The 25,481-nt window shown below is 59.3% G+C and carries 16 protein-coding genes and 3 pseudogenes; 8 read left to right on the top strand and 11 right to left on the bottom strand.

Translation table 11 applies throughout. From position 1 onward, the window contains the following. Window positions 1-352: 352 nt before the first annotated feature. Entirely contained in the window at window positions 353-874 is a 522-nt protein-coding gene (locus HCN58_RS27780) for a hypothetical protein (protein ID WP_171582549.1), read from the top strand. Between the two features lie 1,207 nt (window positions 875-2,081). On the opposite strand, the gene HCN58_RS36155 is transcribed toward HCN58_RS27780, so the two are convergent. Next, entirely contained in the window at window positions 2,082-2,738 is a 657-nt protein-coding gene (locus HCN58_RS36155) for an IS110 family RNA-guided transposase (protein ID WP_235983936.1), read from the bottom strand. 290 nt (window positions 2,739-3,028) lie between these two features. Here HCN58_RS36155 and HCN58_RS27770 point away from each other — a divergent pair. After that, window positions 3,029-3,766, top strand: a pseudogene (locus tag HCN58_RS27770) (transposase); the annotation flags it as partial. Window positions 3,767-4,375: 609 nt separating this feature from the next. Here HCN58_RS27770 and HCN58_RS36150 read toward each other — a convergent pair. Continuing rightward, window positions 4,376-4,556, bottom strand: a pseudogene (locus HCN58_RS36150) (adenylate/guanylate cyclase domain-containing protein); the annotation flags it as partial. Window positions 4,557-4,991: 435 nt separating this feature from the next. Between HCN58_RS36150 and HCN58_RS27765 the strand changes: the two are divergent. The 4 genes and pseudogenes from HCN58_RS27765 to HCN58_RS27750 all read left to right on the top strand — a co-directional run bounded on the left by HCN58_RS27765 (window position 4,992) and on the right by HCN58_RS27750 (window position 10,062). Beyond that, on the top strand, window positions 4,992-6,251 hold the full coding sequence (locus HCN58_RS27765; RefSeq protein ID WP_311966880.1) for a TAXI family TRAP transporter solute-binding subunit: 1,260 nt from the start codon (window positions 4,992-4,994) through the stop codon (window positions 6,249-6,251). A 49-nt stretch (window positions 6,252-6,300) separates the two neighbouring features. Then, window positions 6,301-6,915 carry a hypothetical protein gene (locus HCN58_RS27760; protein ID WP_171582547.1) on the top strand — a complete coding sequence of 205 codons (615 nt, stop codon included), beginning with the start codon at window positions 6,301-6,303 and terminating at the stop codon, window positions 6,913-6,915. Between the two features lie 226 nt (window positions 6,916-7,141). Further along, window positions 7,142-7,298, top strand: a pseudogene (locus HCN58_RS27755) (beta-ketoacyl-ACP reductase); the annotation flags it as partial. A gap of 682 nt (window positions 7,299-7,980) precedes the next feature. Then, window positions 7,981-10,062, top strand: a complete 2,082-nt coding sequence (locus HCN58_RS27750; RefSeq protein ID WP_171582546.1) for a coiled-coil domain-containing protein — start codon at window positions 7,981-7,983, stop codon at window positions 10,060-10,062. 297 nt (window positions 10,063-10,359) lie between these two features. On the opposite strand, the gene HCN58_RS27745 is transcribed toward HCN58_RS27750, so the two are convergent. The 9 genes from HCN58_RS27745 to HCN58_RS27705 all read right to left on the bottom strand — a co-directional run bounded on the left by HCN58_RS27745 (window position 10,360) and on the right by HCN58_RS27705 (window position 22,112). Continuing rightward, the gene (locus tag HCN58_RS27745; protein WP_171582545.1) at window positions 10,360-11,271 is read right to left on the bottom strand and encodes a Wzz/FepE/Etk N-terminal domain-containing protein; all 912 of its coding nucleotides are present in this window, start codon (window positions 11,269-11,271) and stop codon (window positions 10,360-10,362) included. A gap of 1,968 nt (window positions 11,272-13,239) precedes the next feature. Continuing rightward, complete coding sequence (locus HCN58_RS27740) at window positions 13,240-14,481, bottom strand: glycosyltransferase family 4 protein (RefSeq protein WP_210266176.1); 1,242 nt, start codon at window positions 14,479-14,481, stop codon at window positions 13,240-13,242. Continuing rightward, window positions 14,453-15,268 (bottom strand): polysaccharide deacetylase family protein, encoded by an 816-nt coding sequence (locus HCN58_RS27735; protein WP_171582544.1) that lies wholly within the window; start codon window positions 15,266-15,268, stop codon window positions 14,453-14,455. The genes HCN58_RS27740 and HCN58_RS27735 overlap by 29 nt, the downstream gene beginning before the upstream one ends. 2 nt (window positions 15,269-15,270) lie before the next feature. Continuing rightward, window positions 15,271-15,906 (bottom strand): class I SAM-dependent methyltransferase, encoded by a 636-nt coding sequence (locus HCN58_RS27730; protein WP_210266175.1) that lies wholly within the window; start codon window positions 15,904-15,906, stop codon window positions 15,271-15,273. Window positions 15,907-15,925: 19 nt separating this feature from the next. Beyond that, window positions 15,926-16,447 (bottom strand): polysaccharide deacetylase family protein, encoded by a 522-nt coding sequence (locus HCN58_RS27725; protein WP_171582543.1) that lies wholly within the window; start codon window positions 16,445-16,447, stop codon window positions 15,926-15,928. 19 nt (window positions 16,448-16,466) lie between these two features. Beyond that, complete coding sequence (locus HCN58_RS27720) at window positions 16,467-17,906, bottom strand: nucleoside/nucleotide kinase family protein (protein WP_171582542.1); 1,440 nt, start codon at window positions 17,904-17,906, stop codon at window positions 16,467-16,469. A 23-nt stretch (window positions 17,907-17,929) separates the two neighbouring features. After that, on the bottom strand, window positions 17,930-20,278 hold the full coding sequence (locus HCN58_RS27715) for a hypothetical protein (RefSeq protein WP_171582541.1): 2,349 nt from the start codon (window positions 20,276-20,278) through the stop codon (window positions 17,930-17,932). Continuing rightward, entirely contained in the window at window positions 20,278-21,150 is an 873-nt protein-coding gene (locus HCN58_RS27710) for a WecB/TagA/CpsF family glycosyltransferase (RefSeq protein WP_171582540.1), read from the bottom strand. The genes HCN58_RS27715 and HCN58_RS27710 overlap by 1 nt, the downstream gene beginning before the upstream one ends. Continuing rightward, entirely contained in the window at window positions 21,132-22,112 is a 981-nt protein-coding gene (locus HCN58_RS27705; RefSeq protein ID WP_171582539.1) for a UDP-glucuronic acid decarboxylase family protein, read from the bottom strand. The genes HCN58_RS27710 and HCN58_RS27705 overlap by 19 nt, the downstream gene beginning before the upstream one ends. Window positions 22,113-22,439: 327 nt before the next feature. Between HCN58_RS27705 and HCN58_RS27700 the strand changes: the two genes are divergently transcribed. Beyond that, window positions 22,440-23,798, top strand: coding sequence for a polysaccharide biosynthesis/export family protein (locus HCN58_RS27700; RefSeq protein ID WP_171582538.1), 1,359 nt, complete (start codon window positions 22,440-22,442; stop codon window positions 23,796-23,798). A gap of 70 nt (window positions 23,799-23,868) precedes the next feature. Next, entirely contained in the window at window positions 23,869-25,257 is a 1,389-nt protein-coding gene (locus tag HCN58_RS27695) for an O-antigen ligase family protein (RefSeq protein ID WP_171582537.1), read from the top strand. Window positions 25,258-25,481: the final 224 nt, after the last annotated feature.

Raw genomic sequence — 25,481 nt, 5'->3', positions numbered from 1 at the left:
GGCGGCTTTTTCTTTTGTTTAAGCCGACCTGCTAAGGACGACCGATGCACTGCCATACATTGACCAAGCATGTAAGGGCGATGCTAATGCTTGCTGAAGGTGCGAGCAGCGATGAGGAGAAGACGCGGTATCTTCGCATGGCGCTTGAATGCGCTCAGGAAACGCAAGACGCACGGACCATCACTCATAGACAGATAGCGTCTGTGCAGGAGCAGTTGGCCAACTCTAGTACAACGAAGCATTAGCGGGATAAACTGCGAGCGGTTGTGCGAGTCAGCCGCTTGGCTATTCTTCCCGAGCCGCAACTAAACACATCGTCAGGCGTTCGTGACTTAGTCTTTGGAGACTTGCCATGCAGCACGTCCGTATATTCTTTGCCGGGGTGGGAACAACAATCCTGCTTATCGGAGCGGGCTTAGCCGGCGGTCTGATGCTCGCCAAAACTGCTATGGAACCCACGGCGCCGACATCCAATCGCTTCATAGCTAGCCCGTCGCCGCCAGCGCGCGTCATTCTTCCGGCATCAGCCGAGGCAGCAACGCCGCCCGAGCCGTCCGTTGCGAGCGCACCGCACCAGCCAGGCGCGATTGCACCAGTGCCGGCAGCCGCACCTCAGGTCATTCAGGCTAAAGAGGTACAGCAGGCGCCGGAGAGGGATAAGCAAGCGGAGCGCGCGGAACGCCGCAAGGCGGAAGCGGAAGAACGCGAGCGTCGGGAAAGAATGGCAGACCGTAAGGCGAGGAGGGAAGCTGCGCGGATTGCAAAGCAGCAGCACCAGCAAGAACAGCAACAGCCACGGCCGCAACCGGGCATTGTGGCCTTTGGTGGCGATTATGAGCAGCCTCGTCTTGGCGGCGGCTTCTTCGGCAACTGAGGCGAGCCTGTGGTTCGGTACTTCAATCAGGTCAAAGAACATCCGCGTGACTAACTCGCTTGCTTCGAGCGCCCTAACCACTACGGTACCTCGTCCTTCGACTATGATTATCTTCTTGCGGTCTTTCCCGAAGTCGTTCTGCTCTATTTGGGCACTCCATGATTTCGTCCGGTTATATTCGACGCGACGCCGCTCGCCCCGAAAGCGCCAGCATTGCGGCAATGGCGACCAAATAGGCGAATTCTCGAAGACGCGGCTTCTGATCGCGCATCGAATTTGCGCAGCGCGGCACAAGGTTGCACTGCCATCAGGTCGACGGTTGTGCTCTCTTTGGCTGCGCGACCTCTGCTGATCATTTCGTTCCAGCCCAATGACCGGCCCGAGAGGGAGCGCTGCCCTGGCGTTGATCCCCCCGATTCGCGCCGGTCGCCTCGTTCATGAGTTCATATGGAGTGGCAGCCATGGTGCAGAACCTGGTAGCCGGATTGGTCCTGGTGGCTTTGATTATCATGGGCGTGCTTGCCCACGCCCAGAAACATGAGGGGTGCGTGCACGGGCGCTCACTCCAAACCTTGAAGCCCTGCGGATCAGTTAGCGTTGACATGTAGCGCGGCCGCGACGCTGCGGCCAACCACGCGCGATTTGGTGCCCATGATCCCGGGCACATCCTGGTTCGCCTATTTCCGTCTGTACGGGCCGAGCCGAGCCGTTCTTCAGCCGAACGTGGGTTCTTGACAAACTGAGCAACTGATCAGGCGACGGATTGAGCTCGCTTCCGTTGGTGGTTTGTCGAAGTCTGCTCCTGGGCCCGCTAGTCGATCTACGATATCTGCGCATGACCCCAGGCTGTTCTCTAATTCCGGGCCTGCGGTCAAGACTCTCCAAACGCATCCTTGCCGAGTTCATGGTTCTCTCCTCGGTAGGGGCATGCCCTCCGCATGATGGAGTAGCATGACGCTGGCGGATCAATGTGTGAAGCGCGCTTGCTTTTTGAGCATCGCAAAGCCAGGGGCGATCGCACCAACGCCAGCGTCCGGGCAGGACCTTGGATCCCGCCGATGGTCCGCGGGAATGCGATAGTTTGCTATGCTGTTTGCATGGCGGTCTCCTTTGATGACCATCTAAATTCGGCACCTTCGATCCACATCCGATGCAGAATGACAGCAAGCTTTCGCGCAACCGCAACCCTGGCTTTGCGTAGCCCGCTTCATTTTGCAAGCCGAATGCCCCAGGCTTTGAGCGCTGACCATTTTGCTACGCGAGTGAGCAGCACATTGGCTGCGTCATAGAGATAGCCGCGCAACATTTTGTCGCCGCACTTCGAGATTCGACCCGTCCAGTCGATCTCGCCGGATGCGTAGCGTCGGCTCGTTAGTCCGACATAGGCTCCGACGCTCCTTGACCTTTTGAAGCGCGTAGGGTCGCCGATCGCTGCAAGAAAGCAAAGAGCCGTGACAGGGCCGATCCCAGGTGCCGTCATGAACTGTCGCACTTGAGCATTGCTGCGTGCGAGCTTCATGACCTTATGGTCGAGATCAGCAATCTGCTGCTCGATGGCTACTCGGGCGGTGAGTAGCGGCGTTACCGCAGCGCCGAGTTCCGGTCGATTTTCGATCAGCTCCGCAGCACGCGATGCGAATACGTTCATCTTTGCTGGGCCAATAACCAGCCCAAGGTTCTTTAGGAGCCCGCGGATTTGGTTTTCGAGATCCCGCTTGATTTTGACGAGTAGAGCTCGGCTGACCAGCAGAGCCTTCACCGCGTGACAGTCGAGATCTTTGACGCGCACCTCCTTATACCATCCGCATTGCATGATGCGGGCTTTGCCTACGGCATCGTTGCGGTCGCTCTTGTTGATTTGCATTTTTCAAAGCAGCCTTAGCGTGCCTGGCGTCGATACAGATCACTGGCAGCCCGAGCTTATTCAACTCAGTCCACAGCCATGTCGACGTTGCTCCTGTTTCGAGTCCGATCCGCACGACATACGGCGCATTTGACGTGATGAATGCTGCGATCGCTTCGGGGTCGGAACGAACCACGCCTTCACGCTCGATCTTTCCCGTCCGATCAACAATGCAGATCGCTGTTAGCTTCAGAGAAACGTCCAGTCCGACATAATGCTCCACTGCGGCGGATCGTCGGCAGTCGGCGTTATTGCCCGAATGACTCGACGATTTCATTGACGGGAGCAATCCTGTTCGCGTGATCGACATGTTCGTCGACACGCTCGATTTGGCCGAGATGAGCTTCGAAGGAGTGGAGCCGGCGGCGACGGGTCGGCCATCATACCATCCCTCGGTTCTGCTGAAGCAGTACATCTACGGCTATCTGAACCGAGTGCAGTCGAGCCGGCGGCTGGAACGAGAGGCCGGACGCAATGTCGAGGTCATGTGGCTGCTGGGTCGGCTCGCTCCTGATCACAAGACGATCGCCGACTTCCGTAAGGACGATGGCCTGGCGTTACGCAAGGTATGCGCGCGCTTCGTCGAACTCTGCCGTGAGATGGGTCTCCTCACGACGGCGAGCGTCGCCATCGATGGCAGCAAGTTCAAAGCCGTGCACAACCGGGACAGGAACTTCACACGGGCGAAGGTGGAGCGGCGACGGGCTCAGCTGGAGGAGAGCGTCGCGCGCTATCTGAGCCAACTTGACACGGCCGACCGACAGGAGCCGACCGAGGCGCTGGCCGCGAAGGTGACGAGGCTCACTGAGAAGCTGACAAAGCTGAAGGAGGAACTGGGCAAGCTTACTGTCTACGAGAAGCAGATGCTTGCTTCGCCCGATCAGCAAATCTCTCTGACTGATCCCGACAGTCGTTCGATGGCAACGAGCGGCCGCGGCTCCGGCGTCGTCGGCTACAACGTGCAGGTCGCCGTCGATACCGAGCATCATCCCTCCTCAAGCCCCCCGGCCGGGGTAAGCTCCAGTGCCTGGCCCCGGTGTGTTGCGTATTGCCGGGGCCGTTTGCCCGGCTCAAATCGCTCGCCAGCGCGATGCGATTTGTCGCAGAGGACCGTCTTCTCGATGAGCTAATATGAAGGAGGCGGCTGCCTGATGGAGACTCAACCCATGTTAGAGGTTTTGAGCACATGGTCGCTTGAAGCGTTCGCCATTGTCGTTGCTTTTGCTCTCGTGGTGTCGGGCGTGATCGGGCTCATGCAAGGTCGAAAACGATAGCGAGCGTTCATCAGACGCTGGGCCGCTCTACGAAGAATTGGTGACCGGAATAGCCTGCGGCGCCTCTCGGTTGCGGATTGCACGGCGCATGCAAAGGTCGACATGAGCACGAGGAGCCGCCAGGTCATCTGGGGCGATTCGCATCCTGGGTGCCTAGAAAAGTGCGGCGCGATAGGAAATGTCACAGCGAAACTTGAACATTGCAGCCATCGCGGCAGTCGTTGGCTGGGTTGGATTCTGCCTGTATAAGGGTTGGATCTAAGTCATGTTCGGATGGGAAGGCTATAGCGCCGCATGCTCCGGACTATCGGACCACTTAGACCTGTTGAACCAAACGCTGCCCTGGAAATACAGGTCTATCGAATTGGGATGCAGCAACGCTCCGCCCGCCGCGCCTCAGCTTCAATGAGTCGGGTATTCAGCATGTTAGCGAGCCGCGAGACGATTCGTCCTGCATATCGAATAGATCGGTGACGGGTTTGTCGAAACGCTCGGCCCACAAGTGATATGTGCATCCATTATGGACAGCCCGACGGGACTCTGCCGCAGCGGGAAACGATATCGAGACCGGCGCAGCTCGATCAGCGGAGCTCCTGGCAAAGTGCTTGAAAATAGTGACTTGAGCGGGCTGAAGGAAAAACCTCGCGGACAAAGCCCGCCCTGCACGTCACCGATCATACCACGAAAGAGTGGGTCAATACCTCGAAAGAGTGGGCAAATACCTCGAAAGAGGTAGTACTCGATAGGCTGAGCCGAGTTAGAGTCAACCGGCGTTCAGGGCGGAATCACGCAGGCGCCGAGCGCGGATCGCTGCGTCGAAATAGGCGCCACGAACATCGGCGAGATGCGACCTGTGGGCCGGATTAATCGAGGGCAGTAGCTGGGCCAGCCTACAGAAGATTGCCACATGCGGCGCGACTTGGGCTAGGCGGAGCCGATCATGAATATAGGATTGAGGGGCACCTTCATTGCCATCGTCCAGGATCGGAGGATAGCTTTTAGACCGCATGGCGAGCTTGTGCCCATGCGATTGGCGACAGTAGTTTTCTTGCTATTGGCCTGCATGTTTCATCAGGCTGTACCATCGTTCGCGCGAACCAATGCGCCTGAAGCTGCACCACGGACACAGCCCTATCCAATGCAGACCATGCCTCGACTGGCCCAAGTCGAGCGCTCCCCTAACACAAATACGGTTGGGATCGTGACGGGCCGCCCAAACGGGACTGATTTCGCAATCGCTCATGAGATCTCGACGGTTCTCGCGACCGGACAGGAGACTGGTCCGAGAGGTGAGGTGGGATTGCGGATTCTGCCGATGGTCGGCAAGGGCGGCATTCAGAATGTTCGTGACGTGCTAACACTACCGGGCGCTGACATGGGCATTACGCCCAAAATTTTGCTCGATCACCTGCGCGCCAGCAAGGAGTTGGGCGATATCTCGAAGAGCTTGGTCTACATCGCCCCGCTCTTCCACGAAGAACTCCACATTCTTGCTCGCCCAGAGATCCGCAACCTTGCCGACCTCGCTGGAAAGCATGTGAACTTTGGTGAGGAGGATAGCGGTACCCAAATCCTGGCGCGGGACATCCTCGGTCGACTGGGCCTGAAAGCGACAGAAATTAATGTTGATCAGAATGCAGCGGCGGAAGGCATGCGAAAAGGCGACATCGCGGCCACCGTGTTCATCACAGGCAAACCCGCCCGTTGGCTCGAACGATACGCGCGCGAGGACGGCTTCCATCTCGTTCCGGTGCCGTACACATCATCCTTGGAAGAGGACTATCTGCCGACGACGTTCACCCACCAAGATTACCCGAGTCTGATCGCTACTGATGAGCGCATCGCCACCCTTGCGGTCGGTTCGGTCCTCATTGCTTCCAACTCGCCTCGGACGAGCGAGCGCTACCGACGCCTGGAGACGTTCGTTAACGCGTTCTTTTCGCGTATTTCGGAGTTCGAGAGTCCAACGCGGCACCCGAAATGGAAAGAGGTCAATGTTGCGGCGGTGTGGCCTGGGTGGCGCCGCTTCGCTCCCGCGGAACGCTGGCTGAAGCAGCGCCGATTAGCGGCACCCGATACCGACGCGCGGGCGGAGTTTGAGCGGTACCTGGATCAGTCGGGCAACGTTCCTTCCGCTACCGAGCGCGAACGCTTGTTTCAGGGTTTCTTGCGCTGGTGGCGGGAGAGGAAAGGCCGCTGATCTATCTCACATCCGTTACAGGGCGGCCCTCGAGCAGCAATGGAAGGTCATGACAATGATGATGCGTGCATGTGCCATCGGCTTTCTGGCCATCCTCGCCATGCCTCTTGGGGCGAGCGCGCAGAGCGAGCGCACAGGTTATAAGAAGGTGAGCCCGCTCGGGGGCTGTTCGCGCTTCTGCCCTGGTACCGTTCAGCCCAAAGAAATCCCGGACGGACCGTTCCGTGGGTTCGACGTTAGGGGCAGGCTGAGCAGCACGATCTACATGCACACCCGTTACACGCACTCGCGCAGGCCGAAACGAGTGGCGGTGCACATAAGCGACAGAAGGAAGAGCGAACGCACAGGATATAAGAAGGTGAGCTCGCTCGTGGATTTTCCGTCCTTCTTCCCCGGTATTGGCGAGCTTTACGTTCAGCCCGAAAAACTCCCGAACGGACCATACCGTGCTTTCGACCGCCGGGGCAGACTGAGCAGCACGATCTACATGCTCCCCATCGAGGACCTTCAGAACCGGAAACAGTTCGATCTTGAAGGCCTCGCCGGAACCGGCGACCACGTAACCGTCTACTTCAATTCCGGTCATCCTGGACTCGATAAGCCCCATTATCACATTCACATTTGGCACGTGAGCAAGAAGGGGGAAGAGCGGGTCGCGAAATAGCGAGTAGTGGAATCTTAGGTATTGCCAGGATCGTGTTGCCCCTCAGAACATTTTGGTGAAGCGGCTTCGGACTCCATCAGAAAATGCCAGTTTGAGTAATTACACCGATCTCATTCCCGGACGTACGCGCGATTTGCGCTCATTGAGCAGCTTCATCAAAGATCATTCAGCGACATGCGGGATCAACACGAATGCTCGCTGTCAACCATGACGTGCTGTGTGATCAGGCGTGCGCGCCCGCAAGTGCGGCCGTGTCATTAGCATCTTCTCAACGGCGGAAGGGCCTGTTCGGCCAAGTGAATTATTCGCCGCCCAAGGCCGGCGACATCGGCTTCACCAAGGCGCTCGCGCTGGAGAATGCTAAGGGCGGAATCACGTTGAATCTGATGGCGAGATTTGCGTTAGAGTTTGGGACGAGCCGCACCTCGTAAAAACCAACAAAAAATCCAAAGACGGTATGGGTGGCTTCCCTAGTTGAGAGCAAGCGGAGTGGTAGAGTTACCCAGTGGGCGCGGAGACTCGATGAAACCTTGACTTGGAGAAACCATGAGGCGCGGCTTTCGCCCAGACGCACAGTGGGTTCGCGCCATCCCGCGGAAGCTTCAGGGAAGGAAGAGGTGCAGCCCGGAGACTGGACGCCGATCGGGATCGGCTTCTGGCGAGATCGTGTTCCCGATCCAGTGCACGGAAATTAGGAGCGAATTATCGAGCGGTGACTGCAACAGGGCGTGGGCCTTTTCGGGTGGTCTTTGAGGATTTAGATCAGCTTCGATGCCCTTGTCAGCTTAGTTGTCAGTGCAGGTGACGGCGGGCGACTGGTCCAGCTACTCCCTTTTGACTACCTCAAGTGCGAGATCGACAAATGACTGGCGAAGGCGGTGTCATGAGAATAATCACGCCCTGACCACTAGAGTTATCACGATGGGCTTGCAGGCAATAGAGGTGGCACGCAAGAGTGTTACTGCAGTAGTGTGTGTTCTGTGGCTTTTCATTGCCGCTGCGGGGGACAGCGGATTATGTAAGGAAAGCAATACGCGTGCCCAGTCGTTCGCTGCATCAAACGAAATGGAACGCAAAATCGCAGAGCCCACCGTCCCGCGGGACAAATCATTGCGGGTCGTTGAGACGACGTTCGTCCAACGGAAGCAGATTCTCGACTGGGGCAGTGCGAAAAACGAACTTCTCGCAGATCGGCTGAAACCCAATCAACCACTAAGTCCGGCGAATAGCAAAGTCGCGCGACAATCCACTCCGGCTTTGGAGCGAAAGCAGGCGATTGAACACCAACAGGGGTGCGACAGCGCTGAAGTTCTTGCACGTGCGCTTACCTCGTCGCTCCGAGAAGAACTCGATACGCTGCGGTCAGCGACTGAAGCGGCGAGGATTAAGCAAAAGCAGGCGCTTGATCAAGAGCGAGATAGGGCAGGTGCGCTTGCGCGTGAAGTTTCCTCCCTCTGGGTGGAGCTCGATCGGGCGCGGATCGCAGGTTCGGAAGGCGCGCAAGCCGTCGAGGCGGAGACAATGCAAAGGCAGGCGCTCGAACAGGAGCGGGGCAAGGCAGACGCGCTTGCGCGTGAACTTACCTCCCTCCGGGCAGAACTTGATGCCGCGCGGATCGCAGGTTCGGAAGCCGCGCAAGCCGTCGAGGCGGAGAAAATGCAAAGGCAGGCGCTCGAACAGGAGCGCGGCAAGGCAGACGCGCTTGCGCGTGAACTTACCTCCCTCCGGGCAGAACTTGATGCCGCGCGGATCGCAGGTTCGGAAGCCGCGCAAGCCGTCGAGGCGGAGACAATGCAAAGGCAGGCGCTCGAACAGGAGCGGGGCAAGGCAGACGCGTTTGCGCGTGAACTTACCTCCCTCCGGGCAGAACTTGACGCCGCGCGGATCGCAGGTTCGGAAGCCGCGCAAGCCGTCGAGGCGGAGAGAAAGCAAAAGCAGGCGCTCGAACAGGAGCGGGGCAAGGCAGACGCGTTTGCGCGTGAACTTACCTCCCTCCGGGCAGAACTTGACGCCGCGCGGATCGCAGGTTCGGAAGCCGCGCAAGCCGTCGAGGCGGAGACAATGCAAAGGCAGGCGCTCGAACAGGAGCGGGGCAAGGCAGACGCGCTTGCGCGTGAACTTACCTCTCTCCGGGCAGAACTTGACGCCGCGCGGGTCGCAGGTCCGGAAGCCGCGCAAGCCGCCGAGGCGAAGGTCGAGCAAAAAGAAGCGCTCAATCAGGAACGAGACAGGGCAGAGGCCCTTGCGCGCGAATTAACCACCCTCCGGGGGGAGCTCGATGCGGCGCGTGCCGCGGGTCTGGAGGCCGTGCGAAGCGCTGAGGCGGCGAAAATCGAACGAAAGCTTGCATTTGGGAAGGAACGCGACAAGAGCGAGACGCTCGCCCGCGAGCTTGCTTTAGCGCAGAAGGAGGTCGAGGAGCATTCCGCACGTCTCGCTGCGGCGCACGCTGAGGTGCTGCAAGTGACGGAGACGAATAGGGCCATAGTAGCCGAGCAGAAACTGGTTCTCGGCAGCGAGCGCGATCGTGCTGACACCCTCGCGCGCGAAGTTATTTCGCTCAGGAAGGAACTCGAAGCCGGCGGCCGGCAGATCGTTGCCTTGAACGCTCTGCGTGCACTGCCATCACGCGAGTCGGGCATTGATGGCTCGCAGGAGCGGATGGCTGGGTCCTCTTCGAGCACAACCGAGCGAAATGGGCGCTCACCGGAGATTTCTGCCGAAGCCGCCGCTTCGACCTCGGGACGGTCGTCCGCTTCGGAATTGCCGCGTCCCGAGGCGCAGTCGACCGCTCGCGACGCGGCGTCGAATATGGGTCCGAAAGTCGCCATGGAAATAGAGCGATCTACGTCGGTGAGCGGCGCTTCGTCCCGCTCCCTCGTGGACGAATACAGGCTACTTGCTCGGGCAACCGCACTGCTCCGGCAAGCTGATATTAACGGCGCTCGCCTGTTGCTTGAACACGCTCTTGAGCGCGGCAGCGCTCGAGCTGCCTTTATGCTGGCTGAGACTTACGATGCGCGCCTACTGCAATTGTGGCACGCACGCGGAACCTCCGGTGATCTTACGAAGGCGCGCGAACTATATGAACGAGCGCGGGAAGGCGGCATTGAGGATGCGAAGGATCGGATCGAAAGCTTGAAATAGTGATGAATAGAGACGCTCATTTCGCTTAATGTTTTCTACGTTGCCGCTTGCCGTGGCTCATCAGGAGTTACCGAATGATTGCACTTATTACAGGGCGCTGGTTTCATTGGCGACCTCGCATTTATCGATCGGGACGAAATTCCGATTGGTTTTGGATGATCTTCGGTCTGGTCGGTAAAGGTCAGCTTACTCGGGTTGCGTCCGCAGGATCGCATCTCTCTTGCGAAATTGCGATGGTTACGCGCGGAGAGGCTATCCAGCGCGGTCCTCCACGATGGCGAGTTTGTCCAGCCGGGGCTACCTGCGCGGCATGAGCCATAGAGCCAGACACATCCCGAGACAGAGGGCCGCGCCCGCCGTAAGCACAAGGATCGAAATGATAGGGGGCCCGGAAGGCAGCAAAGTCTTTTTGGCCGCCACGAATGACTGCCCTATGACGAGTCTGACGGTATCGTCGTCAGGTGCCGCGTCACGCAAGGCGATGAGGCGATTTTCCAGCGCGTCGAGCCTCGTGCGCGCGAGAGCGTAGCTGGGGTGACGTACACCGTATATCGAGGAAAGCTGAAACAGTTCACGCTCAGCGGCCGCCTGGCTATCAGAAAATTGTTGCAGCATCTGGCCGCGGAGGTATTCCAACGCAACCGCATTCGCGAGGGTAACAGCCTGCCCCGGATCTCCTGTGGTAGCCGTGATAGATATCAAATAGGACCGTGGGTCGTTGGCCACGGTGACCTTGCGCATCAGCTGGTTCGCTGCAAGATCGCGGGGCGTCAGCGTCACCCCCGCCAGGCCGAGCGTTCTTCGCACGCCTGAGAGTACGCGCCACAAGGTAGACTCGCGTGCAAAATCTGGATCCTTGTCAAGGCCAAGCCGAGCCACGACGGCGTTGGCCGTTGCCCGCGAACGGATGGCGTGTGCTGCGCTGCCTACGAGTGCGACAGCCTCCACCGTCGCGATCGACTGAGTTTTCGGGCCGGTGGTTGGCTCCTCACGGTTGAAATTGAGCTGGATCATGGCTTCGGCCGAATAGCGAGGGCCAATTAGCACAAGCGCAATTAATGCGACCGAAAGAGCCACGAGAAGGATTCCCACGATCAGTCGCTTTTCATACCAGAGAATACCTAGCGTGTCGCGCGCGACCTCCTCGTAATAAGCCCGCGGAAGGGTAACCATCTCCGTTACATTTAGCCGCGCTGTCATTCTCGGCATTCCCGGCTCCAAGGTTATGAACCATGCGGCTGGTTTGGGGCAGATCCTGACAGCGCTGATCGCAGGCCTCATAACGGCAATTGCAGAGTGAACGCCGGATCAATCACGATGAAAAGGCTTGCAGTCGGGGTAATCCTTAAGGGCTACTCGGCTGGCCCTCGCACCGTTTTGCCCGATGCGCCTGGGGGCCATGCGCGTCGATTTACATGCAGCCGACAGGCCGCTAACGCACGAGAATCTTGAAGACAGCGGAGTCGAACAGGCCGCGCAACAGATTTTTGGCCCGGCTCTCGGCCGCGGCTTGCAGCAGCTCCGCAGTACTCTGATCTCAGGCGCCGAGCGGGCCGTGTTCAGCGCCACGGACAAGCCGAGCGCTTTGAGCCGCGAAAGCGCCGTGCCAAGATGGTGGCGTCGCGCAGCGCATCGACTCCGTAGGGGAGCGATGCAGGAACAAGTCCGGAGGACATCCCACAGCGCAAGCACCCATTGAGCCAAACGCAGGGGTCGCGCGCAGCACCCTGAGCCACTGGCCTTCCCATCAAGCCCAAAGGCAGGACCGCTTCGCCAATGAAGAGCGGCGGGACCCCGAGGTGCGCGAAATCCCTTATCGGCCAAGGCATGGCCTAAAAGCGTCACGCACAACAGCGTGAGCCATAAGGCAAGGCGCGGCGTTGCCGGCGCTGGTTTGCAGGGGCAAGCCGTGCATCGCCGCTCATCCTCCTCGGAATCGAAGCGGCGGCTCAAGGTGCCGAGGATCACGTCGTTAACGGCGGTCACTACGTCTCGCAGCGGTGCGGATGCATCCACGACATTACCATTGGGCAGCGTGCGAATGAGTTTGCATAAGCAATCCACCTGTTTGGCGGTTCGCTCGAACTGCAGTTCTTGTTTCCGCGTTTCAAGCAGGTTGGCCGATGCGTCGAGCAGGATGATCAGATCTGGCTTTGGGATCAAGAGCCAAAATCCACTGCAACAGCCACGCTGGGCCGGTATAGCGGTATTGCTTGGAATCGACCAAGCATCGTCGTGAATGTCCAGAGCGGATCGCGCCAATGCGGCCCGATCGAAACCCGGTAGCCGGCCGTGTAGTAGACCAATCAATAGCCGAGAGCTCGGACGGGCAATGCGAACGGCGGAGGCCCTTCGGCGCGACCGCGCCACCGGCGAAAGAGCGCCAGCGGCAATATCAGGCAATGTGTGTTCGAAAATGCACCGGCCAACTCCTTACGCATCTTGTGCATTACCGACGATTTGCCGGCCCTATCCGGCCCGAGAAATATGACAGCCACGCCGCCTTTCGGTCAGCAAGCGCGGCTCACCTGCCGTGCTATCCCGCCCAACCGATAGCCAACGACCCGCAATGGTTGTCGGAGCATTATTCGTCGCTGGAGCTCGGCACCACCTTTTGCGAGGTCGCGCCGAATTGTCTCCCAATCATCACATTCGATCGCATCTCGTAAGCTCGCGGCCGTAGCCGAAGTCCAGAATCGTGAGATCTCCGCTGCCCATCCGGCGGGATCCTGCCGGTAGAGACCGGTGAGTTTTCGCGCATTCTCGTCTGAGAAAGAACCTTTGATGACGTGGCGAATGCGATAGCAGCCGAACTCGATCGGAACCGCGGGAAGCCAGAGTTGACCGAGTCGTTGGCGGCATGGTGAACTGTTCTGCGTCGTAATATCGACGCCCATTCAGGTTCTAGCCGCCACCGACATCGAGGTCCACAAAGCGTGCAGAACCGCTTTTGCCCGCGACCGGCAGCGCACGACATCCGACCCAATTGCCTTTGCGATGGCGTTTGAACAGTTCCGTGCGCCGTTCGGGACTTATATTGGCTGGTACGCGTGGGGGCAAGACTTCGTAGCCGTGGGTGATGCAATACGCGATGTTCGCGGCATCGAGCGCGTTTCGAAAACGGTCGCAAGTATGCTCCAGGACTTCTTGACGGGTGCTGTCGGAATCGGCGCTGGGCTACTCAGGATGCCGAGTTCTGATGGCGCGCTCGTAGATCGCCATGAGCGCGTCGTGGTTGACGTCAGCGACAAAGCTCCTTGCGAACTTGTCACGGGCGGCCTGTCGCATCTGCGCCAATTCGGACGGTTGCACTAGCAGTCGCAGCACTTTCGCGGCGAGGTCGCCCGCATCTCCCGGTTCGAAGTGCAGGCCAGTGCGGCCGTCTTCGACAATTTCGGCCATAGCGCCTAACCGGGACGCAACAACGGGCGTGCCCTTTGCAAATGCTTCGACGGCGACGCGGGCGAAGGTTTCGTAACAGCGCGACGGTAAGACCAGAACGCTCGCCTCGCCCAACAAGTGGTAGACGGTGTCGAGCGGCCTGTATCCCAGCCACTCGATCCCGCCGTCCATGGCCGCGGCTTCGCGTACATTCGGCGCCATCGGTCCATCTCCAACGATCTTCAGCGGAATGAGGCCGCCGAGGCGCCGCCATGCCGCGAGAAGCGTCTCTACGCCTTTCTCTTGGGACAATCGCCCGACGAATAACGCGAATCCCCCACCGCCTTCGCCGAAGCCAGGATCGGGGTAGACGAAGTTCGGCTTGACGACGATCTTGTCAGCGGGCAGCCCTCCCTGGACCAGCTTGCATCGCGTGAATTCGGACGGGGCAATGTAAACGTCGACGGCTTCGCGCCAGGTGCCCAGCAGTCGATGCGTTGTAAGCATGGCCGCGGTCGCGCCGCTCGCGCCCCGGCTGTCGCGATAGCACTTGTGCAGGACGCCGGGCCATGGAATCGCCTTTCCCAAACAATCTTCGCAAACCCGGCCGTCGCGGAACAGAACCGCGTTGACGCAGCAGAGGCGAAAGTTGTGGAGGGTCTGGACCACTGGCGCGCCCTCGGCTCGGGCGGCCCAGTATGCGGCCGGCGAGATCAGCGGAAACGTGTTGTGGAAATGAACGATCTGCGGCTGATGCATTCGCAGCAACCGCCTCAGTTCGAGGAAGGCCGAGCGGCTCCATACGGTGCGCGACGCAAGCGCAAAACGGTTCATTGAATCGATCGAATGGTTGTGCAGGTTATACTGCGCGACCTCGTGCCCGAAGGAACGGAGCATGGCGACCTCGACCGCGACTTGCTCGTCCTCGCCGCCCGGTTGCTGGTAACAGTTATGCGCTACCAGGATCCTCATCGTGGGCGGCCGCCGACGCCGATCGTGTTGGTCGTTATCAGCCGCGTGCGTCAGAACGGGATCCATCATTCATCCTTCCACTTCGATCTGTCCGCGTCGCGTCGTCATCGTGTCCGGCTGACGTCGACAGCCGAGCGACCTGACCATTTGTGAGAATGAGCGCGTCGCCCGCAACGTCGCGCATAAATTGCAGGACATCGTCGAGTCGCCGCCACTGATCGCCGTCCTGCAACTCCCATGAGTGACCCCAGAGATGGAAAACGCCGCCGCTCTCGAGCGCCTGGCCCAACAGGGATCGCGCCAGCTGAGGCCAATCTCCCGACCGGCCGCGAGCGACAAACCGCCACAAGTTGGCAAAGGCCATCCTCTTGACCGCGTTTCTGGCGAATGCAGCGAGGCCATGGGGGTACGCTTGAACCGTTGTCGGCATCAATGCGAGGCCCGCCCGCCGTCTCGGGAAATCGAGAGACCCCAATTCGACTGTGCGCAGACCGACAAAGCCGGCCCGCCGGATCATCTTCAAGTGCGGGCGCGAATATCGGCCTTTCGGCGGGCAGAACATGCGACACGGTTGACCAGTCATATCTTCAAGCCAGGATTTGCAGCCGGCTACCTCTCGCCACGCCTTCTCGTTTGCCAACTTCGTGAGAACGTCGTGATGGATCGTATGGGCGCCGATCTCGAAGCCTGAGCCGAGCTCGCGAATCTGTGCGGTCGTCATCGTGCTCGTTTCCGCGGTCATCGGCACGTAGAAGGTGCCCTGCAGATTACGCTTCGCAAGCAGCGCGGCGACGTGCAAATCGGACGGATGGCCGTCGTCCCAACTTGTTGTCACAAATGTTGGTAGCACCATCATCACCCTCCGACCGTCGGCGTTCCTCGCTTGACGAAGAAATCATAGGTGTGAGCGTAAGGCGTGTCCGTCACGTATCTCGAACGAGCCAGAGGTGGAAAAACGAAGGGCTGAAACTTTTGCAAACTCCGGCATCGATCGAATGGAAACGGACGACGTTCATCGATGTCATCCCAACCGACCACCAGCACCCCTCCGTCGCGAAGGCAAACGAAGGACTCCCGGAACGCCTGCTCGACGTCCGACCTCGCGTCCAAGCCCCACCCGAAGACGCCGTTGCACATGATTAGATCTAGCGAACTAGGGCTGAAGTGGCAGCAGATATTTTGCATCCCGTCGATTATATGCTGTTTTGCCCCATATCTTTTTCTGGAGGGATGGATCTCAATGGTCCAGTAGTTCTTCTTTTTTTCCTCGAACCATTTATTGTACCCTTTGGTGTACCAATGGCAGCCAACGAACAGGACGTTCTGAAAATCGTTCTCATTCAAGAAGTACGGAAAAATAACTTGTTCCAGTATGCGCCGATCTTCGTTCTTAAGATAGGAGTCGACGCCGAATGTGCTTTTGATGCCGCGGATAACGCGAAAGAAAATCCGAGCCGGCAGAGTAGGTCCGCGCATTACGAGCTGTTTCATGGATATCACTGCGCTATATTCATTCGGTCAATGTCCACGTCTGTGCATCGCAAGGCGATCCTCTCGATTGCGTTTCTGGCGAATGCAGCGAGGCCATGGGGGTACGCTTGAACCGTTGTCGTGCGAGGCCCGCCCGCCGTCTCGGGAAATCAAGAGACCCCAATTCGACTGTGCGCAGACCGACAAAGCCGGCCCGCCGGATCATCGCCAAGTGCGGGCGCGAATATCGGCCTTTCGGCGGGCAGAACATGCGACACGGTTGACCAGTCGTATCTTCAAGCCGGGATTTGGAGCCGGCGACCTCTCGCCACGCCGTCTCGTTTGCCAACTTCGTGAGAACGTCGTGATGGATCGTATGGGCGCCGATCTCGAAGCCTGAGCCGAGCTCGCGAATCTGTGCGGTCGTCATCGTGCTCGTTTCCGCGCTCATCGGCACATAGAAGGTACCCCTCGAAGTGCGCTTGGTCAGGAGCGCAGCGACGCGCAGGTCGGACGAATGGCCATCGTCCCAACTTGTCGTGATGTATGTCGCCGGCTTCATTCTTAATCTGCCTCAAAGGTCAGAGAGACTTCTCAGTTGTGAATGCACCACCGGGTTGTGCCCGGTAGACCATGTTGTGCTCCAGCCCAAGGCGGCGCGCCATGCGCATCGTGAGGTGCCGCAGAATGATATCGTTTACGTCGCTGACGACGTGCTCAAGCGGCTGGGCAGCATCAACGACGTGTGCATCCTTCATTGTATCTATCAGCGACAGGTAAGCCTCGCGCTGCCGCGCTGTCTCTTCAAAGGAGACATCCTGTTTGCGGGCATGGACTACGCCCGGTGGTGCGTCAAGGAGGATGACCAGATCAGGTTTGGGAGTGAAACGCCAAATCAGGCGCAGCAACCAGGCCGGGCCGACATAGCGATACCGTTTGGAATCCACGAGAGCATCGACGAAATGGCGGTCGTGCAACACGAGGGTAGAGCGTGCCAACGCAAAATGAATCATCAGACGGTACCAAAGGAGATAGTACACCAGCCAGTAACACGCGCGTATGACCGATGTCATGCGCGATCGCGGAAGCGCGGCGTGTGGTAGGATTGGGCCCGCGGGGCGGCGGAGCAGACTGAGCAAGCCAGGCGCAAAGTAGCGGCACGTCGTTCGAGCGAAGGCGCCGGCCAAATCTTGACGCACCGACTTTATGACAGACGACTTGCCGGCACCGTCTGTCCCGAGAAAGATGACTGTGAGCCCCCCCTCGGGCCAGAAGCCTGAGCGAATTCGGCGTCCCATGCGGAGCGACCAATTCCCAATCGATCGCCAGGGCTGTCTCAGCATCGCACGCAACCGCATCTCTGCACCAAGCCGACTCAGACAGCGCCTCACCGGGGTCCAGTCGCCGGAACTGGCTGCGGAGACGATCAGCGCCGTGTTCCTAGCGCCCCAGAAACGAGCGGCCTGCCGCTGGCAACCGGCCGGATCTTGCGCGTACAGGGCGCTGAGCCTCCGCCCCTGCGCATCTGTCAGCTGCACCTTCGCAATTTTCCTAGCCAGGTAGCCGCCGAACTCGACAGGCGGTGCCGGAGTCCAGAAACAACTGTGCCTGCGACGGCCCTCTATAACTTCCCTCCCGGTGTAGAATCTGAGCCCGCCAAGCTCATAGTCAATGCTTAAGTCTAGCACGAGATAGCTTGGTGAGCGGTCCGCATTCCTGCCAGCGAACACGAAGTAGTATTCCCTAAAACAAACCAGGTCGGCATCAATGCTGATTCCCCTATTCTCATGAAACAAGGCTGCTAGTTGTTCTGGATGCACGCTCGCGGAGATCATGCAGTCCACATCGGATGTGATCCGCTGGGGATAGCGTTCATACCCGTGCAGAACGCAATACGGTATCTCGGCGCGGTCCAGCGTTTCAAATACACCAAGCAGGATCCGGCCTGGGCCGCCGCTCTGGTCAACGCCGTCGGCTAGCGCCGACGATTTCTCCTGATGTACAATTTTCATGGTTCGCATTGGCGTTGCTACTCATATCCAGTTCACGAATGGGGCGGCCCTGGCGGGCCTGTAAATTCTGACAGCGGAGCGGTGCCCGGCCCTGGATCGGCCTGTACTCTGCCAATGGTTTTTTCCAATCGTAGAAGGCCGATTTGTCTTTGGAGCAGTTGGTACAGCCCGCGCAGTGACCATGACACACTATCGAGGGCCATCAAATGCAACCGTGCGCAGGCCCGGATCTCGTCTAACTGCGACCGTCTTGCTTCTATTGAACCGATCGTCTCGACGAATGCTCGTACGACACCCTCGGCAAACCTTCGTTTACGAAAGCCGGCGGCGGGGCTGACGATCGTGCTCAAGACCGATACTGCTGTGTCATAGAGCATGTGCGCCAGATCGTGCGAGGGCGGCTCCCAACGGCTGCTGAGGTCATCGTCGAAAGAGCAAGTTCTTCGCCTGCCGGCATCTACAAACGAGAGACTCCGTGCTCCGACGTCGCAAAGGATGTTATCGAGGGTCAGGTCTCCGTGGAGTAGCCCGTTCGACCAGAACCTATTCATCGCAGCGATGATCGCGTGCGGAAGCGATTGAAATACTTCAGGGGGCATGTTGCCATGATCCAGCCAAGAGCCAAGCGGCTTACCGGTGACCATGGAGGTGACCAAGGCTAAGGGAGACTCGCAAATATAGAGTGGCGCCGGGATAGAGATCTTCCAGCCATTAATGGTGCTTCCGTCCAACGCGGCATATAGCCGTGACAGTAATTCAAACTGGCAGCGCACCAGTTTGACATCCGGTGATAACCACGGTTTGTACAGCTTGATCGCAACGCTACGGTAGGCTTGCCAGACCGGCAGGTGGTGGTCCGAGCACTGTGCGCGATAAATGTTGGCCTCGACCCCTTTGGCAAGCTGTTCAATTACCCAATCGTTCGTTTTGCAACCCGGGGCTAATTGCTGGAGCACCGAGAGCACTTCCGCGGAGATGGGCGTCGCGCCTATCCTCGCGGCATTTGCCCGCGTGCCGGCCGATGGGACGAGCGACAACAGCGCGATCCAACGTGCGGTCGATCTGACCACGTTTCCTGCGAGGATCCCGTATGCGGCGCCCACCGAACCCCAAGTCGCCACCAGGCACCAGACGAGGCTACCTGTGACAACAGCCGCCCATAGAGCGGTCCAGAAGATCACACGAGTATGCTCCATGCTTGTCAGCGCGTCGTTTGCTGGGATGCCTACGGCCATCACCAGCATCGCTACCATCAGCACTGTGATAGTGTGGCTTTGGCCGGCATAATCGGCGTCCTTGTAGAGGAACTGCATCACGACATCACCAACGAGCAACGCTGCCACGCAGAACAACACCATTGCGGCGCCGAGCCACATTGCGGCCTGGATGCTCTCGCGCCGCAGTCGCTCGCCACTACCCTTCTGCCAGGCCAAGGCAAGTTTCGGAGTGAGGAGATTGCCGGCCCCCAGGATCAAAGGATTTGAGAGCAACGCAATGCTCATGCACGCGGCGAAGATACCCGTCGCCATCGTGCCAGCGAGCCATGCCAGCAACCAATAGACAAGCGAACCTTGCACCGCCGAGGTCAGGTGCGCCGCAAGAAGCCATCTTCCCAGACCCCAACTCTCCTTCGTCGCGGCCCAAATCTGGTCAATGCGGACCGTGAAGTTGGCGTGGACGACGTACAATCCCATGATACCGGCCACGGCGCATGCGCTGCCGAGCGCGGCGTACGCGGAGATACCAGACAGGTGCCCGGTCCATCCCATCCAGCCGAGTGCCGCAAGCTGGACGGCCGCCGCCACTGTATCGAGTATCAGAGCTTGGGCCATAAGAAGATGTGCGAAAGCTAAACGGCGACAGAATTCTCGCAACATCACGAGCGGTGCGACCGCCGCCAGCACCCAGAACAATGTCACCAGCTCAGGCCATGTGCCGCGAGCAGACAGCCCCCACGCGGTGGCGGCCAGTGCGATGGCAACGAGGGCGGAAAGCAGGCCAGTCTGTCCCAGCGAGGCGCCTGCATGTTCGGCTGCCATCCCAAAGGAACGATGCTGGTAGATTGTGTAGGGAGTCGAGATCAGCGATTCTAGGATACAGAGGCATGTCACAAGCAGGGAGAAGCCCATCGAGTAAAGTCCCAGTTCACTCGACTGGGCGAAGCGGCCGATTAAAATCGTGGTCAGAAAACTAGCCGCGCTGACCACCGCCTGGTCTGTCAGCGCTAATGCCTGCCCCCACGACAATGTGCCCAGTACCCTTGCCCATACGCGTTCTTGTTGTCCCCGCGCCTTGCTCGCATCAGCTTCGTAGGCCGCCGGGTCGGCATGAGCTAGCCTTTCACTTACGAGGACACGCAAGCAGGAGAGGGACAAAAGCATCAGGCCACGGGGTCTCTAGGGGGATGTCCGCTGCGGAGCCAGTTAGTCTGAGACCGCAGTCGCGAAGGCGCATTCACGGAATATAGGGTCGCTTGGCGGACGACCGTTCCGGCGGCAAGTAACAGGAAGGCCGGCACTATATAGGCATAGCGGCGCCACAAACGGCGCGGTTCCGAGCACAGCCGAAACAACCACTCAAGCCCGCTTCGCTGCATCCAGAGGGGTGCCTGAAGCTTCGTTCCAGCCAAGAAGTCGAACGCGGCCCCGACTCCGACGATGACCGGGGCCTCAATGCGCCCGAGATGCCTTGCCATCCAGTATTCCTGCCTGGGCGTGCTCAGCCCCACCCATACGATGTCGGGGCGCGCCGCGTTGATCTCTGCAACTACGGCCCGATCCTCCTCGGGCGTCAGTTCGCGAAAGGGGGGACAAAGCGTGCCCGCAACGGCGAGCTTTGGATGCGCGGCGATCAGCGCCTGCTTGAGCTTGTCGGCCACTCCTTCAGCTCCGCCATAATAGAACTGCCGGTAACCGCGCAGGCTTGAAACGGCCGTCATTTTTCGCATCAGATCCGGACCATAAACTCGGTCCGTGCGGCGCTTGCCACAAAAGCGCGAAAACCACACCAGTGGCATGCCGTCGGGCGTCACCATGCCGGCCTCGTTGTGAATCAGGCGCAGGCGCTGGTCGCGCCGGCTTTCCATCACACCGTGGACGCCGGTGATGCAGACGTAGTTGCGGCTGCGCTCACTGATCCAGCGCTCAATCGTTGCGATAGCGTCGTCCAGGTTGATGGAGCTGACGCCGACACCAAGGATATCGACCCTGTCGTCGTGGCGATCGCCAGGGGAACTCAGACCGCGACCTTCCATATGAGCTTCTTTGCTTCGTTAGGGCTAGAGAGCAGGCGGTCGAAATAGCGGATGGTCCGGCTGAGACCCTCCTCGAGTGGCACCTTGGCGGACCAGTGCAGGAGTTGCTCCGCGCGAGTGATGTCAGGGCAGCGCTGTCGGGGGTCGTCCTGTGGCAGCGCCCGGAACTCGAGCCTCGAGCGCGAGCCAACGAGCGAGATGACAAGTTCGGCCAGCTCCTTAATGGTGGTTTCGCAAGGATTGCCGAGATTGATGGGCCCGTCGAGCTCGCCCTCGACATTCATCAGACGCATCAGGCCGTCGACGAGATCGTCGACATAGCAGAACGATCTCGTCTGCGAACCCGAGCCATAGATGGTGATTGGCTCGTTTTTCAGTGCCTGAGTGATGAAACTGGAAACGACGCGTCCGTCCTGCGGGTGCATGTTTGGGCCGTATGTATTGAAGATGCGCGCGACCCTTATGGAGAGCCGGTGCTGACGCTTGTAATCGTAGAACAGCGTCTCGGCACACCGTTTGCCTTCATCGTAACAGCCGCGCGGGCCCGCCAAATTAACGTGACCGCGGTACTCCTCAGTCTGCGGATGGACGTCGGGATCGCCATACACCTCGCTGGTGGACGCCTGCAAAATGCGCGCGTGCAAGCGCTTGGCGAGACCCAGCATGTTGATCGCTCCAATGACGCTCGTCTTCGTCGTTTGAACTGGATCATGCTGATAGTGGATCGGCGAGGCCGGGCAGGCGAGATTGTAGATCTCGTCGACCTCGACATAGAGAGGAAAGGTCACGTCGTGGCGCATGACCTCGAAGGCCGGCTCGCCGAGCAAGGGTTCGATATTGTGGCGCGTACCTGTGAAATAGTTGTCGACGCAGAGAACCTGGCACTCCTGCTCGAGCAGCCGCGCACATAGATGCGACCCCAGAAAGCCCGCACCACCCGTCACAACGGTCCGTTTTTTCACTGCACATCCCTCGCCTAGTACAACGGACAAGATTTCCTTGTCAGAGGCTGACTGCTTACGCGTGCCTGAGGATTGTGACCGGCAGGGCAAAAATGAGAATTGCTCATTGGGGGCAGCACAGAAAGAAAGAGTGTCATCTAGAGAGGGGTACCACGGGGTACTCACGGGGTACTCACGAAGAGCCTATTCCATAGCCACTGTTCGTCCCTGACGGCGCGTGGGCGGCCGCTAACCTATGTCAGGAACGCTGCAGCTGGTCGTGGGCGAGCAGGTGGCGGGCAATTGCGAGAAGAAGAAGTGCAAAATCGCGAGGTGGAGTAGAACGCCATGACACCTGGCCGGACGGCATTGGCCGGCGCGCTCGGGCGCTGCTGTGCGAGTATTAATATAAGAGCGGCGGCTCTGCTCGGCGCACTTGTATTCTCCTTCCCCCTCCTTGCCGATTCTCCCGAAGACAGTCGCGCCTATAAGCTTGAGCCAGGCGACCGGATCACTGTGACTGTTTTCGGGCAGGCGGAGTTATCGGGTGACATGCTCGTCGACGGGGCCGGCAACATTCTCCTGCCGCTCGTCGGTCCAATCGAAGTCAAGGATCTGACGACTATGGAGTGCCAGAACCTTGTTCGAGACCGGCTTGCCGATGGAATTCTCCGGCGACCTTCGGTCAGCGTCCGGATCAGCGAATTTCGGCCCCTATATATTTTAGGTGATGTACGCGCGCCAGGTGCCTATCCCTTCCGTTACGGCAGCACCGTGCAGAGCGCCGTAGCTGTCGCCGGCGGCTTCGGGCTCGCTCAATTGGTTGAGGCAACGGCCGTTTCCGAGTTCCTTCTGGCTGACGAGCGTGTGCGCCAGCTGAGCTTCCAAAGGCAGGCTTTGCTCGTCCGCCGAGCGCGTCTCGAAGCGCAACGCGACGGCGCGAAGAGCTTCTCTCCGCCTGCTCCGCAGGACTTGGCGGAAGGAGCGTCTATGTTCGGTGAACGCGGCACGCAGCAGCGGGTGTCGAGCATAGTCGCCGACGAGACGGACACCTTCCAAATGCAGAAGGCCATCCTGGAACACCAGCTGGACTTGCTGAGTTCGCAAAAGCCGCGTTTGGAAAAGGAGATCGAGTCCTTCAGCGGGCAGATTACGGCGGCGAAGAAACAACTTGAGGTCGTCAAGCAGCATGCCGATCAATATAGCCGGCTGGTCAAGCAGGGCCTGGGAGTCGCCAATTCAGAACTGCAGTTAAGACTCATGGAGGCGAACCAGGAGAGCGAGCTTTGGAGGCTAACAACCCAGGTCTTGCGCCTGCAGATGGAGGCCGGTGAGCTCGACGTTAAGATTTATGAGGCCGAGGCTTCCTTCAAGAGACAGCTCATTGCCGAGTTGCGGGAGGTGCGCGAGCGCGTAAGAGACCTGGATATCACGCTGCCGTCGGCGCGCGAGATCCGCGAGGTAAAGCTGCGGCAGGCTGGCAGTATGGTCGGAGCTGAGGCCGCTCGCTCCGTCAGCGTCACGCGCAATCGAAACGGTCAAGCCACCGTCTTGCAGGCAACCGAGACTACAACTCTGGAGCCCGGCGACATCATCGATGTCAGGAAGATGCTTCCCCGTGAACTGGCGTACCAGCGGCTGCCAGCCTCGGAGCCCGGTCTGGAAGCCGCGAGGCGTGGGAGGCCGGAGGCGTCGGCTTCGCGGTAGCTGCCGGCGCGGGACAGCCCCAACGGCAAAGGCAGCGGCGACGCCCGCCCCGGCAATTCGGATGACCTCCATGACTGATTTTTCGGATCGTTCAAAGCCAGCCGACTTGAGCGACTATTATCTCCTGCTACTTTTAGGAGTCCTCCTCGGCTATGCGTTCCTTGGAAAAGGTTTCGCCTATCTCGGTCTTCCTCCCATCTTCATCGGTGAGATTGCCTTCTTCACGGGTGTTGTCATCCTGTTGCGGACCGGCTGTCTCATCGCTGCACTGACGACGCTGCCGAGTCTTGTTCTTGTCGCGGCGATGGCGTGGGTGGTTCTGCGCACGCTACCTTTCGTTGGTGTGTATGGCTTCGATGCCCTGCGCGACAGCGTAGTGATCATGTATGGGGGCTTCGCCTTTATCGTGATTGCACTGCTGCTGGAGGACGCTCGCCGCATCAATACGATAGTTCGCTACTATGGTGCTTTCGTGAATATTTATATTCCGGTAATCCCCTTCCTTTTTGGGTTCAATCATCATTTGGCGGATTCCATTCCCCATATGCCCGGAACAACTGTCCCGCTGATTTGGATTGGGTCCGGCGAGGTCGCGGTGCATTTGGCCGGAGCTGCCGTGTTCGTCCTTGTGGGATTTCGCAAGGCGACGCTGCTCTGGATCGTCTTTCTCGCCGCTGCGCTGGCAATGGTTAGCGCCTTGACCCGCGGCGGCATGCTTGCTTTTGTCGTTCCCGTCACGTTTGCGGTGCTCACGCTCGGGAAGATTCGCGAATTGGCAGCTATTCTCCTGACCGGGCTGGTGATCCTTGCCGCAGCCTACAGCCTAGAGTCGATTTTCACTGAACATACCGAGGCGCGCTCCAGCGAGGAGCGCTCCATCAGTGCACGTCAGCTCGTCGAAAATGTTGCGAGCATCGGCGGCCGGGCCGGAGAGCAGACCGAAGGCACGAAGGAATGGCGCGTGGCTTGGTGGGGTATTATTGTCAACGATACGCTCTATGGGCCGAATTTCTGGACCGGACGAGGGTTCGGATTGAACCTGGCCGACGCGGATGGCTTCCGAGCGGAACATGACTTGCCGGCGCTGCGAAGTCCCCACAATGTACACATGACACTGCTGGCACGCGCTGGGGTTCCGGGCGTGGTGCTGTGGCTGCTCCTTCTCGCCTCCTGGTTTGGGATGCTGGTGAACGCCGTCCTGACCGCTCGCCGCCGCGGGCAGACTGGGTGGGCCGGCCTGTTCCTGTTCATCGGCTGTTACGTGATGTCCATCATCATCAATGCCACGTTCGACGTCGCGCTCGAGGGACCTATGCAGGGCGTATGGTTTTGGTGCCTGATCGGCTTCGGTATCGCGTCGGTGATGGTCTATCGTGTGCAGGCGCTCAGCGTCTTGCCGAACCGCGCAGTCTTGTTTGGCTCCAAGAGAGTGACCGCTCCAGCTCAGGAGGCGCCATGAGCGCGCCCGGCGCAGTGCGGCCGTTACAGCTGACTGCGCTCGCCGCGGCGTTTCTCGGTCCTGGCATTCCCGATGCTGGCGTTTCCGCGTGAGAGGCCAGGAACAGAACGGTCGGCGCACATGGCACATACAATGATCGACAGAAACGAAGGTCGTTCCGCCCCAATCGCCCGAGGGTTCGCGAGGGGCGCCAATATAGCGACAGCGGAGCTTTCCTCGCTTTT

Source organism: Bradyrhizobium australiense, from assembly GCF_013114825.1.
GTDB lineage: Bacteria > Pseudomonadota > Alphaproteobacteria > Rhizobiales > Xanthobacteraceae > Bradyrhizobium > Bradyrhizobium australiense.
The sequence above is the reverse complement of the archived record's forward strand: the minus strand, read 5'-3'. Positions and strand labels throughout refer to the sequence as shown.